The 14,860-nt window shown below is 44.1% G+C and carries 13 protein-coding genes and 1 riboswitch; of the genes, 4 read left to right on the top strand and 9 right to left on the bottom strand.

Going from position 1 to position 14,860, the window contains the following annotated elements:
• Positions 1 to 74 precede the first annotated feature (74 nt).
• The 5 genes from ACU1JV_RS08965 to ACU1JV_RS08985 all read right to left on the bottom strand — a co-directional run bounded on the left by ACU1JV_RS08965 (position 75) and on the right by ACU1JV_RS08985 (position 4,357).
• On the bottom strand, positions 75 to 716 hold the full coding sequence (locus tag ACU1JV_RS08965) for a deoxynucleoside kinase (protein WP_058828977.1): 642 nt from the start codon (positions 714 to 716) through the stop codon (positions 75 to 77).
• Positions 716 to 1,336 (bottom strand): deoxynucleoside kinase, encoded by a 621-nt coding sequence (locus ACU1JV_RS08970; protein ID WP_014599501.1) that lies wholly within the window; start codon positions 1,334 to 1,336, stop codon positions 716 to 718. The genes ACU1JV_RS08965 and ACU1JV_RS08970 overlap by 1 nt, the downstream gene beginning before the upstream one ends.
• 169 nt (positions 1,337 to 1,505) lie before the next feature.
• The gene (locus tag ACU1JV_RS08975) at positions 1,506 to 2,105 is read right to left on the bottom strand and encodes a response regulator transcription factor (RefSeq protein ID WP_013369555.1); all 600 of its coding nucleotides are present in this window, start codon (positions 2,103 to 2,105) and stop codon (positions 1,506 to 1,508) included.
• Positions 2,102 to 3,235 (bottom strand): sensor histidine kinase, encoded by a 1,134-nt coding sequence (locus ACU1JV_RS08980; RefSeq protein WP_040102072.1) that lies wholly within the window; start codon positions 3,233 to 3,235, stop codon positions 2,102 to 2,104. The genes ACU1JV_RS08975 and ACU1JV_RS08980 overlap by 4 nt, the downstream gene beginning before the upstream one ends.
• 60 nt (positions 3,236 to 3,295) lie before the next feature.
• A complete protein-coding gene (locus tag ACU1JV_RS08985) occupies positions 3,296 to 4,357 on the bottom strand; it encodes a fatty acid desaturase (RefSeq protein ID WP_413985620.1) in 1,062 nt (353 codons plus the stop codon).
• 212 nt (positions 4,358 to 4,569) lie between these two features.
• Positions 4,570 to 4,654, top strand: a riboswitch (ZMP/ZTP riboswitch).
• 113 nt (positions 4,655 to 4,767) lie between these two features.
• Between ACU1JV_RS08985 and ACU1JV_RS08990 the strand changes: the two genes are divergently transcribed.
• From ACU1JV_RS08990 to ACU1JV_RS09000, 3 genes are all read left to right on the top strand, one after another.
• On the top strand, positions 4,768 to 5,634 hold the full coding sequence (locus ACU1JV_RS08990; protein ID WP_413985619.1) for a bifunctional 5,10-methylenetetrahydrofolate dehydrogenase/5,10-methenyltetrahydrofolate cyclohydrolase: 867 nt from the start codon (positions 4,768 to 4,770) through the stop codon (positions 5,632 to 5,634).
• Entirely contained in the window at positions 5,631 to 6,266 is a 636-nt protein-coding gene (locus ACU1JV_RS08995; protein WP_413985618.1) for a cyclodeaminase/cyclohydrolase family protein, read from the top strand. Before ACU1JV_RS08990 ends, ACU1JV_RS08995 begins: the two co-directional genes overlap by 4 nt.
• Positions 6,267 to 6,491: 225 nt before the next feature.
• Entirely contained in the window at positions 6,492 to 7,994 is a 1,503-nt protein-coding gene (locus ACU1JV_RS09000; protein ID WP_413985617.1) for a stalk domain-containing protein, read from the top strand.
• 124 nt (positions 7,995 to 8,118) lie between these two features.
• On the opposite strand, the gene ACU1JV_RS09005 is transcribed toward ACU1JV_RS09000, so the two are convergent.
• The 3 genes from ACU1JV_RS09005 to ACU1JV_RS09015 all read right to left on the bottom strand — a co-directional run bounded on the left by ACU1JV_RS09005 (position 8,119) and on the right by ACU1JV_RS09015 (position 10,845).
• On the bottom strand, positions 8,119 to 9,102 hold the full coding sequence (locus ACU1JV_RS09005) for a phosphotransferase (RefSeq protein ID WP_126666039.1): 984 nt from the start codon (positions 9,100 to 9,102) through the stop codon (positions 8,119 to 8,121).
• Positions 9,103 to 9,270: 168 nt separating this feature from the next.
• Positions 9,271 to 10,263, bottom strand: a complete 993-nt coding sequence (locus tag ACU1JV_RS09010; protein WP_413985616.1) for an ABC transporter substrate-binding protein — start codon at positions 10,261 to 10,263, stop codon at positions 9,271 to 9,273.
• Positions 10,264 to 10,452: 189 nt separating this feature from the next.
• Complete coding sequence (locus ACU1JV_RS09015) at positions 10,453 to 10,845, bottom strand: winged helix-turn-helix transcriptional regulator (RefSeq protein WP_013369546.1); 393 nt, start codon at positions 10,843 to 10,845, stop codon at positions 10,453 to 10,455.
• Between the two features lie 142 nt (positions 10,846 to 10,987).
• Here ACU1JV_RS09015 and ACU1JV_RS09020 point away from each other — a divergent pair, with 142 nt between their 5' ends.
• A complete protein-coding gene (locus ACU1JV_RS09020; RefSeq protein WP_413985615.1) occupies positions 10,988 to 11,662 on the top strand; it encodes an NAD(P)H-dependent oxidoreductase in 675 nt (224 codons plus the stop codon).
• Positions 11,663 to 11,774: 112 nt separating this feature from the next.
• Here ACU1JV_RS09020 and ACU1JV_RS09025 read toward each other — a convergent pair whose 3' ends face one another.
• The gene (locus ACU1JV_RS09025; protein ID WP_413985614.1) at positions 11,775 to 14,657 is read right to left on the bottom strand and encodes an S-layer homology domain-containing protein; all 2,883 of its coding nucleotides are present in this window, start codon (positions 14,655 to 14,657) and stop codon (positions 11,775 to 11,777) included.
• Positions 14,658 to 14,860 lie beyond the last annotated feature (203 nt).

Below are 14,860 nucleotides of genomic sequence, written 5' to 3' on the forward strand. Positions count from 1 at the left end.
AAAGGACTGCGGTCTATCAGCTTAATTTATACTGATTGTACCACAGTCCTTGTATGCTTTTTGAGGTTATATCTCTACTTTTTGGAGATCACCTTGCCCACTTCTGCCAAAATGGCATCCATGGAAGCAGGGTCGTGTACATCGTACTCATCAATGTTGAGACGCAGTACAGGACAGGCATCAAAATCGTTGATCCAATCGGAATATCTACGATGCATTTGCTCCCAATAGGATCGCTCGGTCTGAATCTCCATTTCGCGGCCGCGTTCTTCGATCCGACTCAGTATGGAGGGCAGGCTGCCTTCCAGATAGATCAGCACATCAGGGTGCGGAAAGAACGGGGTCATGACCATCGCCTCAAATAGGCTAGTATATGTTTGATAATCGGTAGGGTTCATTGTACCCTGATCGGCATGCATTTTCGCAAAAATGCCTGTGTCCTCATAAATGGAACGATCCTGCACAAAACCTCCACCAGACAAGAAAATGTTCTTTTGCTCCTTGAAGCGTTCCGCGAGAAAATAGATCTGCAGATGAAAGCTCCATCTTTCGAAATCGTGATAAAACTTCTCAAGATACGGATTATGATCAACTTGCTCTAACGAGGTTTTAAAACCAAGACGACTGGCCAAAGCGCCCGTTAACGTAGACTTACCTACACCCACCGTACCCGCTACCGTAATCAGGGCATTTGCAGGAATGTTGTAATTATTCACTATATAAGCTCCTTTACATCGGAAACAATTTGTTCAAATTGTGCCTGGTTTTCTACAAAATCAATTTCATTCCCGTTTACGGTCAATATACGAGGGGCAGGTGACTGTTCGGCGAGAAACTGAATACCTTTATCATAATCCGTAATCAATTGCTCCAGATAGGCAGGGTCCATCTCCTGTTCAAAGGAGCGTCCGCGCTTACGAATTCTGCCCAGCAAGGTATCCAAATCTGCTCTAATATAAACGATAATGTCAGGCTTGGGCATGTCATCTGTGAGCAAATGATAGATTTGGCGATATTTTTCGAGCTTCACACCCTTAAGCGTACGTTCAGCAAAAATCAGATTTTTATAGATATGGTAATCTGAAATTACAGGCTGGGCTTTCTCGATGTATTGCAGACCAGTATCCTCTAGCTGCTTATACCGATTGCAGAGAAAGAACATTTCCAACTGAAAACTCCACTCATCTATATTTTGATAGAATTTATCGAGAAACGGGTTTTCCTCGACAATCTCTTTGATCATCGGCAAATGTAGCTCGGTTGAAAGCATCGAAGCCAACGTCGTTTTGCCTGCTCCGATCGGCCCTTCAACGGCTATAAATGGGGCTTGTTTCATGCGGTTCTGCTCCTCCTTGTACTCCAGGTCCATCCTATGGACAACTATCCTATTGTATCACAAGGAACTACACTAGAGGCATAGCAAATCTATGGATAAAACAAAAAAACAGAGCAACTATGTTTGGCTTCATAGCGTCCCTGTTCTGCTTAATATTTTTGCCTGTCTCTCATTTGAACCAACCTTTTTCATTAAAACGTGTAATCGCCTCAATTCGGTTGCTGACACCCAGCTTATCGAGAATGACTGAAATATAATTTCGCACCGTCCCTGTTGTTAAAAACAGTTCACCAGCAATCTCTTTGGTGTTCTTTCCGTCAGCAATAAGCGCTAACACGGTCTTTTCACGCTCCGTTAGCGGGTTGACCTCGGCATAAGCATCATCAACCAGTTCTGGAGCGTAAATACGTCGGCCTGCCATAATACTGCGAATGGAGGAAGCCAGTTCTTCACTAGGACTGTCCTTGAGTAAATAACCGTGTGTGCCCGCCTTGATCGCTCGTTCAAAATACCCAGGGCGAGCAAACGTTGTTAAAATAAGCACCTTGCAATTCAAGCCTCTGAGTTCCTCTGCAGCATCCAATCCGCTTTTTATCGGCATTTCGATGTCCATAATGCATATGTCTGGCTGATGTTGCTTCACCAGCTCTATAGCTTCTTCCCCGTTGCTTGCTTTTCCGACTACTTTCATGTCTTCTTCCAAGTCCAACAGGGAGGCTAGAGCACCCAGCAACATACGCTGGTCTTCTGCGATAACGATTCGAATCATGGCCCCACCTCCTCATTCGGCTTTTCAGTGATGTTGGGCACCTTAATGACCAGGGTCGTTCCCTGATCGGAACGCAGTTCCATACATCCGTTCACGAATTCGAGCCTTTCCTTCATGCCTTGCAGACCATGTCCCCGAAAGACTGCATTTTCTCCCATAATACCAACTCCATTATCCTGAATCCGCAGGGTCAATTCCTTACGAGACGGCTCAATGGTGATGGAGCAAGCGGTAGCTCCACTGTGCTTCACTACATTGGTTACGGCTTCCTTCATACACATGCTCAGCACATTTTCATTCATTAATGACGTATGCTCCAGCTTCGGGTCGCCCTCCAAGGTCAGTTCGATGTGAGCAGCCTTTAAAATTTGCCGAATACGTAGCAGTTCATCCTCTAGTCTCATGCCGCGCATTTGAGTAACCATTTCCCGTACTTCTTTTAACGCACTTCTTGCCGTGAGACGAACATCGTTAATTTCGACATGAGCCCGTTCCGGGTACTGGTCCAGTAGCTTGCCTGCCAAATCACTCTTCAGCCCAATGAGTGACAGCTTCTGACCCAAGGTATCGTGCAGGTCACGCGCAATTCTTTGCCGTTCCTCCAGCTTGATCAATTCCGATATTTTCTTATTGGCATCCTCTAATTGGACCTGAAGCCGATCACTCTTGTTGCGATTAAAATTTGTAATCGGAAGGAGGATCACACCGATCAGATTGAGCAAGATAAAAGGAATCTGCTTAATAAAAACAGGATTCTGAGAAACAAACCCATAATTGATTAATCCAATCGTAATAACCATTAAAATAATATACAGCGTCGTAAATGCAGCCTTACTTTTAATATTACCGATCAGATAAGCGATAAATATGGAAAAATACATATAGCTAAATAGCAGCGTCATCGTAATCGATATAGCAATCTGCACACTGGTCCAGAAGTATATGAGCCAGCCTTGAGAGACAAAAGCCAGTACATAACAAGCAAAAAACACCAAAATAATCGCGGTACCCAGAATAATATGACTTGTAGATGAAGAGCTAAAATAGTAAAAGGGCAGGATGTAAAAGACGACCCACACATAAGGGCTAAGTCCCGTATTTCTTTGGAAAATCTGATACCACTTTTGCATCCTACCACCCTTTTCTACTTTAGATATCCCTATCTTAACATACCAATTTCCGTACAACGTCTATTTTCTATCCGTGCCTACAACAGGTGTGGGGATGGGTTTTGAAGCGCCAACACGTTTGCTAAGCAGCGGCTTTACTTGTTTAAAGGTCAGAAAGGTTTTGGTACTTTCATCCCACAGTCGGAATTTCAAAGATTGCAGACTGCTACTCACTGTGATCGTGGTCGCCTTTTGCAGCAACGGTGTGGCTTCATGAGCTTTCTCCAAATTGTAATTTGGTACTTTCGGGCTCAGGTGATGAACGTGATGAAAACCAATATTGCCCGTAATCCATTGCAATACTTTAGGGAGCTTGTAGTAAGAGCTGCCTTCTACAGCCGCATTAATATAACTCCACTCTTCATCATGCTCAAAATACGAATCCTCAAACTGGTGTTGCACATAGAACAGCCAGATTCCCAACATACCAGAGACAAAAAAGATAGGCGTCTGTACCAGAAGGAATGCCTGCCAGCCAATAGCCCAGCACAACAGTGCATACAATGCAACGATGGATATATTCGTCACATAAGTGTTTATTTTTTCCTTACGTTTGGCTGTCTTGACATTAAACCGATAGGAAATCAAAAAAGTATAGATCGGACCTAGCCCGAACATAACCCAAGGATTTCGATATATACGATAGGCCAGCCGTGTCCATGTGGAAGCCGCTGTGTACTCTTCTACCGTGAGCACCCACATATCACCTGTGCCTCTTTTATCCAGATTACTGCTGGTTGCATGGTGGATCGCGTGACTATTTTTCCATTGGTGATAAGGGCAGAGCGTAATAATCCCTGTAATCGTTCCCACAATATCGTTCAGCTTGCGACTTTTGAAAAAAGATTGATGACCACAATCATGAAAGATAATAAACGTCCGTACCACAAAGCCTGCCGCAATCATGGTAATTGGAAGCGTAAGCCAGTAAGAAATCGCCAGGCTAAGATAAGCGGCATACCACAATAGGATCAGCGGTCCCAAGGTATTGATAAGTTGCAGAACGCTGGATTTCGTGTTTATTTTCTCGTAGGGAGCCATATTTTTTTTCAATTGAGCTAACGGGAGTTGTGTCATACCCATTATGATCCTCCTTTAAAATGCAGCCCATACCTTGATCCTGTCAGGCGTACATGTTGATCTAAGCTCAGTATAAGGAGACCGCTGGATCTGCTGTAGTCATAAACGTCAGTTCGGGCATATGACATTTGTCATATAGACAACTAACCAAACCTGTTTGCCAAATGTTCGCGGGTTTCCTTTCTGCTGTTTTTTTGTTAAAATGTAAGATATATAACGCTGTATGTGACTGGCGAAGTCAGTGGAATCAACCACGAGGGAGCATACAAACAAAGCGTACCGTTCGCCTGGGAGAAGTATTTGCAGAGGATTCGTCTGTCTTGACGACCTTGTGCAAATACTTTTTTTCGTTTTTTAAGACCATGACACCCTGTTGATTCTATTATGCGATAAATTCAGAGGAGGCTCGGACTATGGCTATTATCATGAAATCCAAAGAAGCAGCTGAGCAAGTGTATGCAACGATCCGTTCCCAAGTAGAGCAAATGAAACAGCAAGGACACCGTCCCCATCTGGCAACCCTGTTGGTAGAAGGTGATCCGGCATCTGCATACTATGCACGGACCAAGCAAAAAATAGCAGAGAAGCTGGGCATCTCATTTCATCTCCATACTTTTAATCGTCATGTAAGCGAAGCCGAACTTCTGCACGTGATCGGTACCCTAAATGATGCATCCCATGTACATGGCATTATGCTGGAACTCCCGCTTCCTCAACATCTTTCCGCCTCCGTTATTAAACAATCCATCGCCCCCTACAAGGATATTGATGGAATTACACCTGATAACAAGCTGGCTACCGTTACGGGTGACGCAGGGTTGTACCCCGCTACACCTCAAGCCTGTATTGAACTGTTGAAGCATTACGGGCACTCCTTGGCAGGCAAAAATGTCACGCTCGTGGGCATTGGGCAGACGGTGGGACTTCCCCTTTTCCACATGCTGCAAAGAGAAAATGCCACCGTCACCGCCTGTCATGCAGGTACACGTGATATTGCAGAGCATCTGAACCATGCAGATATTGCCTTCGTCGCAGTTGGATGCCCTGATGTGATTACGCAGGATATGGTGCATCCAGGTCTAATTCTCGTGGATGCAGGGATTAATGAGACGCTGGAGGGAAAAATCGTGGGTGACGCTGCTCCGGATGTGGTAGAAAAGGTTCATGCCATTTCTCCCGTTCCCGGCGGTGTGGGTACCTTAACGACTGCCATTTTGTACAAAAATCTGCTCAAAGCGATACGTCTGCAACATTACTCCAGAGAGGTGGTTTATTCATGAGTGAACTGTCGTGGAATCAGTCCATCGCACATTTTCTGAAAGAAGCTGCAAGTGCAGCGCCTACCCCCGGCGGAGGAAGTGTATCCGCGCTGGCTGCGGCACTAGGCGCAGCTATGACCTCCATGACCGCCAACCTTTCACAAGGGGAGAAATACGCGCACTTCTGTGAACAAATCGCGCAAGTCATTAGCAGTATGGAAAGATTGTCTACACATTGTGAGGAACTGATGGCCGCAGACATCCAATCCTTTGAACAGTACATGACCGCGTTGCGTTTGCCCAAAGAAACAGACGAAGAAAAGCGCTATCGTACCCATTCCTTACAAACAGCGGTGATTGCTGCCATTGAGGTCCCTATGCGCCTGCTCGAAGTATGCCGGGACGGACTATCACAAGCCTACAACATTGTTGAAATATCCAATAAAAATGTGATTTCTGATCTGGGCATCGGCGCGATTTTGTTTGAAGCAGCCGCTCAATCGGCCCTGCTTACCATTGATATTAACCTTGCCTCGCTCAAGGACTTGGATGTCAAACAATCCTACGAAGCCAAAACAGCCGTACTCCTCCGTGAAATCGGACAAATTAAAGAGCAAACCTTATTGACTGTGCGCAGTCGAATTGCTAATTAATCAGCTTATAACTGTGCGCAAGTTGTAATAACCAAAATATTCTGCCTATTTGGTGATTACAAATAACCTCCAAACCCATCTTTAATCGTTGGGTTTGGAGGTTATTTTATTGCAATTTATTACTTATGGAAAACTTTTCTATCCTTTCTTCGTCTATGGATAAGAGATATTCTTTAAGAACATTTTTTCTCTTATACACATTGATCAAGAAATGAGGAAAATCGGATGAAAAGACGTACTCTATTACTCAGTATAATCACGTTATTGCTGCTCAGTCCCAGGGTATGGGCGGCCGGAGATGATTTCACATCCCATATTCGCTCCTATGATTCCGGAAGTCTGATTCAATCCGATGGAAGCTTGTGGCTGTGGGGCTATAATCAATCCGTACCGACTCGTATAGAGGGCAAGCCGAACGTTGTAAAAACATTCTCTAATATTATCAACGAAGGCGATCTAGTATTTACCTTGCAAGACCACTCTGCATGGTATGTGCCTAGAAACAATATTTCTGAATCCGTGAAATTTGTTCCTCTGGAAGGACTACAGAACCTCGCAACTGTAAGTAGTTTGGGTGATCATATGCTCGCTCTTAGCAACGAAGGGAATGTATTTTCAGCTGATCAACTCGGAGATAAAAATATCTTTAGTCGTTTTCAACCCCTGTCTGGCATCGGCGAGGTTGCCCATATAGATAGTTACTATGAGGAAAGACCGGATTATGAGGAACGCTGGATATTCCTAAGAAAAGACGGAAGTGTATGGAAAAACACAAAAGCATTGCAGGGCTTCGAACCTATTTCATCATTAAAGGATATTACGGCAATTGCTAAAAACATAGCTTTAAAAAAAGATGGTACCGTGTGGACGTGGCCCAAAGAATTTGATAAAAATGTAGCTCCGTCCGAAACTCTATCCGTATCACAAATTCATGCCTTATCAGGCATCAAGACAATCAAGGCCAATAGGTATTCCAATCTCGCGATTGATCAGCAAGGTCGGCTATGGTTCTGGGGGGCTACCGTTACAGGTGCCTTAGACAATACAACCTACCACAATGCTAATACTCCTATACTGCTAACAGGAGTAAAGGATGTTAAAGACGCCTTTTTCGTTGAACGCTCCATCCTTGCTCTAACCACATCTGGTAATGTATATGTTGCATCTCTAGATGGCGAAAAGTTATCCTCCAATGTCTCCTTTACATTACTTGCCAAAAATATTCAAAGCATCAAAGCAGGCCCACGGCACATCATCATGCAAAAAACAAACGGCGACCTGTGGGGGTGGGGCGTTAACAAACACGCGCAACTCGGTATAGGCGACTATGAATTTCTTTATAGTACGCCAGTTCCTGTGCAAAAGCCGATTCTCGTCCGTCTCAATGGTACACCTGTCCCTCTAAGTAACGGTGTGATTACCCGCAACGGCCAGGCATTTATTCCCCTCCGCTCCGTATTTGACAAACTAGGGGCAGAGGTCACATATGATTACAACAGCAAAATAGCGAAAATGAATCAGTCCAAGGCAGGAGACCATCCCGTCTCTCTAGAAATAAATTTCAAAACCAGCCAAACAAAAGTGAACGGTAAATCTGTAGAACTCACCAATCCGCCCTTCATGGTGAACGGTATTGGTTATCTTCCATTGAGGCTCATCAGCGAAACACTGGGAGCCAAGGTAGATTGGATACAAAAAGAAGATACTATCGTAATTACGACGAAGTAGTAAATAAAAGACCAGTCCGAACATGATTCATGTTGGACTGGTCTTTTGCTTCTATATACTGCGTATAGTATGCAGGAAGTCTTACTCGTTTTGTTTGACGCTTTGTTTTCTATCTCTGTAAGCTCTACATATCTGCTAATAAGTCAGGCAGAACTTTATAATTTCTAGCAAGCCAGTTCATTTCTTTAGCGAATCGGATAGGCACAGAATGTTCGTCTATATTGACGTTGATCCACCAAACACTTTCCATATACCACAGCCATTGTAATGATCTTGTTAAACTGCCCTCTATCATCGTACGCTCTTCCCTGTACCCCGCCATAAATGCTGAAACAAGGGGAAGTTTTAACTGCTTATCCCAAGCAAAAGACATGACTGCTCGGGCAATATCCAACTGTGGATAGTCATAATCTAGTCGATCAAAATCCAGAATTGCACTGAGCATATCATTGTTAAACAGGACGTTGTCCGCCCAAAGGTCACGATGGGCCCAACCGGGCGTAAGTGCATCTATCATCTCGATATTAACCATTTCTGTTGCTTTACGCTGGGTTTCGATATCAGCCAAAAGCTCTTTTTTATCAGCTTCCTTCGCTTGTTTCCATACTGAATCCCAATGTGCTAAACGTTCCTTACGGCTGGAAAGCACAAGTTTCGGGGTATTTTTGCTCCTAAGCGTACCGTCGTTTAACAAGCAGTGCATTTTTCCAGTTGCCTTGCCTAGCTCATATAATTGGTAAACATTAGCCTTCCCTGGTGCAACCAGTGTACCTGGACAAAATTCCATCACTAGGAAGCGTTCTCTCCGTTCAGATTCCATAAAAACCTGCCCCTCATGATTTAATAACCGTGGACAGGCCAGACCAAGCCCGTGCAATCTTTTTTGTTGAGAAAACGCCCTCAAAAGATCATCAAAATTATAATATTTATATCTTTGTTTATTATATTGTTTTAATAAAAAAGTCCCATTGTTCGTGGCGATTTTCCATTTTAGATTTAACCACCCTCGTTGGATGGGCACAGATTCAATTATATTTAAACCGAAAAATCGATGAAATGTTTCCATTAGATCAGCCTGAATGATTTCATTTGTTGAGAATGTTTCCAATAGACTCCCTCCTTTCTAATTTGCGTATATTACTCCTTGAAAGATCACATATTTGCTTATTATACTTTGTGTTGTCATTTTTCGTTATTCAGTAATTCAACAAAAAAAGCACCTCACCGCGGTCTGTTGTCCGTGTAGTGAAGTGCTTATTCCAGGTGAATCTCACACCTATTTTTTAGCTTTATTCTCTTTCTCTCTTTCAACCAGCATATCCACAACCATATCAATCTGTCCGGTAATAGCGATCGGATCGTAGCGATAGTACGTATCAAAATCATTAAAGAACACTTTATTATTCTTCACCGCAGGCAGATTTCCCCACACAGCGGACGATTTCAGTTGCTTAAGCGCGGTTCCCTTCTTGTCTGGATCATACGTAGTCAGGAACATGTAATCTGCGTCATACTGCGGCAGTACCTCCATTGAAAGCTGTATGGTTTGTTCCTTGGAATTTGCTGTCTTTTTCGGCATGTTCAGTTTGAGCGCATTGTATACGGCTTGTCCGCCTCGTCCCGCATTGTCGCCAAAGATCCAAAGTGCGTTCTTGTCTGTCAGCTCATACAAACCGAAAGTTGCCTTTTCGTCAATAACACCCTTCAGACGAGCACGGCCTTCAGCAGCCTTTTTATCAAATGCAGCAATAAATTGCTCAGCCTTCTCCTTCCCCCCAGTGATATCGCCGAACAGCTTGACCGTATCATAGATATTAGTCGTCGTACCGTACGGAATGTACAGGGTAGGTGCAATTTTAGACAAAGCCTCATAATTGGTATCCTTCATAACCACGATCAGATCGGGTTTGAGTTCCAGTGTCTTTTCCAAATTGGTCGGATCCCCCACCTCTTTGGTTCCTTTTTCCTTTAGCAAATCGGTCAAAAAAGGATTTTGAAACGCAGTCGGCTCTACACCCACCACGTTAGCACCCACGGACAGCAACTCTCCGCCGTAAAAATCCGTTACAATACGCTGCGGCTTAGCGGGAATTTGAATATCCCCTTTAACCGTTTTAAAGCTTCTTGTTTCTCCAGTAGAAGCCGACTCTTGCTTATCTCCTGAAGTTGAAGCGGGATTATTTCCAGTGTTATTTCCGCCGCATGCGCTGATAAATACAGCCAATACAAGCATCAAAGTAGCCAGCATAAAAATCGATTTGTTCCTCAACCTATTAGCCCCCTATGTAATATGGAATAGCCTTATCCCAACATGATAATGATTATCAATATCGTAAGAAATATATCAAGTGCCATCCTTGCTGTCAACTAAAAAGCGAACTTTGTATTATTTCACTACTAAAATAAAAAGACCTGCCAAAATATTGGCCAGGTCTTTTCGTGAAGCCGTCTCAAAAACCTACACATTGGGGCTAGGTTGCTGGAGGCTGCTTGCTGGTGATCGCTGTTTTGTTTTATATTCTTCTCCCCAATCCTTCATCAAGTTAATAATCGGGATCAGTGTTTCTCCAAATTCGGTGAGAGAGTATTCGACCTTAGGCGGAACCTGTTGGTAGACTTCACGGTGAACGACACCATCCTCTTCCAGCTCGCGCAATTGAAGTGTCAGCATACGCTGGGTAATTCCCGGACAGATCCGCCGAAAATCACTAAATCGCTTAGTCCCATACATGAGATGGTATAAAATAATCCCTTTCCACTTGCCCCCAATCACATCCAACGTGTACTCAACAGGACACGCCTGATCATTCCCAGCGGTACACTCACCAAAGCCGCCTTTCCGATTGCGCATTGGCCCTTCTCCTCCTTGGTATCATTTTATATACTACAGCACATTAATGTGCGTACTTCCAAAACGATTATATATATTCTAATATTAGTCATGCACTTGATAAGCGTCAATTTCAATCACATCCATAAGGAGTGGAATCACGATGAAAACCCTAACAACCACTAAAGATCAAATTTTAGCTGCATACAAGTTCAGACATGCTACAAAGGAATTTGATAGTCATAAGAAAATTAGCGATTCCGATTTTGAGTTTATTCTTGAAACCGGTCGTTTATCCCCAAGCTCGTTTGGCTTTGAACCCTGGAAATTTGTTGTCGTCCAAAGTAAAGAGATGCGTGAGAAACTGCTACCCTATTCTTGGGGGGCCACAAAACAGCTACCAACAGCAAGCCATTTCGTACTTATTCTCTCCAGATTGCCTAAAGATATGGTAGCTTCATCCGATTATATCAAGAATATGATGGAAAACGTGCAGCAATTACCTGTTGAAGTGATGCAAGGCAAAGAGAAGGTATATGATGCCTTCCTAAAATCAGATTTTGCGCTTGAGGAAAATGAAAGAGCTATGTTCGAGTGGGCATGCCGACAAACCTATATCGCTCTGGGCAATATGATGACTGCCGCAGCTCAAATCGGCATTGATTCCTGCCCGATCGAGGGTTTTAATAAACAAGAAATTGAACGCATCCTTTCCGAAGAAGGCATTATGGATGCCGAGCATTTCGGTATTTCTTGCATGGTGGCTTTTGGCTACCGCCTGAACGAGCCGCGCGACAAAACTCGTCGACCTGTAGATCAGATTGTGGAGTGGGTGTAAAACGCGGAATATCCTTCTTTAAAGCAAAGGGCGCCCCACAGCCATTTCCATGGCTATGGGGCGCCCTCTTTTCATAAAACTCAGGTCCTACAAGTTTTATCACTTCATACACTTACTGATAGTTCACTTCTTCCACGAAATAGATGTCCTTCAAACGAGCTTTCACGCGCTGAATTTCATCTGCTGTTAAAGGAGCCGTTGGACATAGCTTGAAGTTCCTTCCGGTGACATAGCTTACGTCCGTGTGACCATCCAGGTTGTAATCCATCTTCGGAATCGGTTTTTGGGTATAATCGGTAAAGTCAATAATGGACCATGCCGCATCTCCATCCTCTTTGGATAAAATAATCCGCTGCGACGCATTTTCAGTCCACAAATAGCGCAGATTTGCTGGTGAATTATTGGAATCCATAGCCGTCTTAATACCTGAGCCTCTAAACATGAGCGTAAACTCGGTATGATCATTATTGGATCCTGCTACCGATTCATAAACCTGTTTCAGCCCGTCCACACCCACAATCTCGACCTTGCGATCAAGCGGGAAATGATTCACAAAGTTCTCCCATATTGGACCCATGTTATGGGTGTTGGCAAGTGCGTTAATGTCCAAAATAATGGACAAGTAGTTTACCGTATTTATACGTTGATAAGGGTTATCCAAATATTGCTGTACTATATACAGTTGTGGTGCCGCATCCGTCTCCGTCACATAGGGGTCACCCGGATGAAGAGTCCAGCGTGAGGAATCTTTGGTATAGCGTGATCCAATCGGATCAATCGTAACCGAGTTCATGAATACGGTACCGCTATTATCAGCAATTCCTTGTGCGGGAACAATCGGATTGTCTTTATTAGACCAGTAAGGCATCAAAGGTGAGCCCTCACCATACATGCCGTTGACATTATATTGTGTAGCCGACCATCCCATCGCGGATGTAATTCGATAGTGATCTTTTAACCATTGAGTCTGTTCAGGATTCACCGTGAAACTGGTCAATGATTTCGGGAGGTACTTCCGATATTGGTCTGTATCCATGCTTTCAAACACAGATGGTGATCCCATCGAACCAGATTGGTGTATTTCATTGAATGCATTGTAACGGTACATATACAGCCACTCATCCATCTTTACTTCCCAAACAGGAAACTTCTGCTGGTTCGGATACCCGGCCAGTATCCCGACTTCATCTCCATACTGATCGACGTAATCCAGAACCTGTTTAAGCTGCGGTCGGTTCGATTCCACAAAAACAAATCCGTTTTCCATCGCCCACGTCACTTTGATGTTGGGACCAAAGTGATCCATCAGCAATTGACGAGATTGCTTGATTTGGTCTACGGTAGTCACGCTTCCCTGCAGCATGATGGAGACAGCAAAATATTGCTTCTTGCGTTCTCCGGGTTCTACCGTTAATTCCGCATCAGATGTGAAGAGAATCCCTTGGGATGGTGACTCAACCGTGATCTTTAATGGAATAACCGAGTTTACTACCGGAATCAAATGCAGATTGGCAATCTTTCCATCCTCGTCAAATATTCCTCTGGAATCCTCTACCCGAAGTATCAAGTCGGACGGCAGCATTTCAGGAGCTACAACCTCTCCTTTAGCATTATGAAATACGTAGGACATTTTCCAAGCAGCGGGATCTAAAGCAGCAACCTCTGAAATGGTATACGTAGACAAGTATACGGACCTGATTACGTTCGGTGGCTCTGCCGGCGGAGTCTTCCCTTTCACGATCAGCTTGGTCTGAGCTGTAAGGACCTGATAAGGTTTGGCAATAGTGACCTTCATCTCTACAGGAATGAAGCTGTCCGCAGCCGGAATATTTTCAGGATGTGCGATTTTCCCTTGTATATCAAACACACCTAACTCATCACTAAATGTGTACGTAACATTTGTGACGCTGACAGCAGGAATGCTTACTGGTCGCCCTTCATGGTAGAGCTGAAAGGATAGCTGATACGAAGGGTACGTTTCTGGCTGATTTACCAGCTCCTCCGCCTTGATTACGACTTCATCTACCAGAAAATCCGAAGAATGATCCGATGGATCTACTGGAATTACTGGTGGTTTGGGATTAGGCACCGGTGGTGTGACTGGCGAGTCCGGTCTCGGTTTCGGTGGTATCACCGGCGGTTCCGGTTTCGGCTCTATTGGTGTCACCGGGGAGACTGGTGAATCAGGTCTTGGGCGATGCCTTTTAGGCTCCTCAATTTCCGAATTCACAGGTTGTTGCCTAATTTCCGGTGTCAAATCGACCGCAATCTTCTGCGATTCTTGTTGGCTGGCCGTCTGAGGCAGCGTTGCAGCTCCATTTCCTAATGACTCCAGCAAACGCTTGGCACGTTCTTTCAGAACGTCACCGCCTAACCATATCCGATAAGCAACCAGCGTGGCGTCCTGCCGACTCACAGACTCTTTAGGGTGGAAATAATGATTTGTATCCCCCTCAATCAGTTCCAACCGTTCCATCAGCCATACGCTCGTTTGTGCATAATTTGATATATTAGGTTGATCCACAAAACTGGATATTCCAGCAGATCGGGTATCATCAGTAACACCAAAATACCGGGCATACCAAACGGCCATATCCTGACGGGTCATATTGTGCTTGGCACCAAATAATTGATCGCTAATCCCTTTCGTAATGCTCTCTTCCTGCAAGGCCTGTACATAAGGTAAGGCCCATGGTGACACATCCCGAAAAGAAGTTACGCCTCTGTTATTCGATGTTCGCTTTAAGGTTTTAGCAAAAATGCTTGCCCATTCCTGACGCGAGATAAAATGTAAAGGTCGAAAGCTCCCATCCTGATAACCTGTAACATAACCTTGAGCAGCCATGGCCTCAATCGCATCAGCTGCATAGGAATGTTCGATATCGTTAAAGGCTCTGTTCGCAAAAACAGGCGCACTATGTATACAGAACAACCAGACAGCCAGTAAACCAGCCATGTAATGCCTAATTTGTTTCAACCTTTTTTCACAGTTCATTATTTGAGATCATTACACCTCCTTTACGAGATGGCACTGGGCCACTTTCACCTGTACCTTCATATCAACTTTGAAAATAAATCTCTTTTGTTTTCAAACGGTTTTTCATTACTGTTAACACCAAACTGTATATACTTGGTTTATCGGAATAATCTCCCTAGGATTGAATAAAGCCAGCAAAAAAAGTGGTTTGAGCAATCTGC

This window comes from Paenibacillus sp. T2-29 (genome assembly GCF_052921365.1).

Bases quoted from the DNA above. Each gene is read 5' to 3' on its own strand.
- ACU1JV_RS08990 (WP_413985619.1), top strand. From the start codon at position 4,768: ATGGCTATTATCATGAAATCCAAAGAAGCAGCTGAGCAAGTGTATGCA.
- ACU1JV_RS08995 (WP_413985618.1), top strand. From the start codon at position 5,631: ATGAGTGAACTGTCGTGGAATCAGTCCATCGCACATTTTCTGAAAGAA.
- ACU1JV_RS09025 (WP_413985614.1), bottom strand. From the start codon at position 14,657: ATGAACTGTGAAAAAAGGTTGAAACAAATTAGGCATTACATGGCTGGT.
- ACU1JV_RS09015 (WP_013369546.1), bottom strand. From the start codon at position 10,845: ATGCGCAATCGGAAAGGCGGCTTTGGTGAGTGTACCGCTGGGAATGAT.
- ACU1JV_RS09000 (WP_413985617.1), top strand. From the start codon at position 6,492: ATGAAAAGACGTACTCTATTACTCAGTATAATCACGTTATTGCTGCTC.
- ACU1JV_RS08975 (WP_013369555.1), bottom strand. From the start codon at position 2,105: ATGATTCGAATCGTTATCGCAGAAGACCAGCGTATGTTGCTGGGTGCT.
- ACU1JV_RS08970 (WP_014599501.1), bottom strand. From the start codon at position 1,336: ATGAAACAAGCCCCATTTATAGCCGTTGAAGGGCCGATCGGAGCAGGC.
- ACU1JV_RS08985 (WP_413985620.1), bottom strand. From the start codon at position 4,357: ATGGGTATGACACAACTCCCGTTAGCTCAATTGAAAAAAAATATGGCT.
- ACU1JV_RS08980 (WP_040102072.1), bottom strand. From the start codon at position 3,235: ATGCAAAAGTGGTATCAGATTTTCCAAAGAAATACGGGACTTAGCCCT.
- ACU1JV_RS09020 (WP_413985615.1), top strand. From the start codon at position 10,988: ATGAAAACCCTAACAACCACTAAAGATCAAATTTTAGCTGCATACAAG.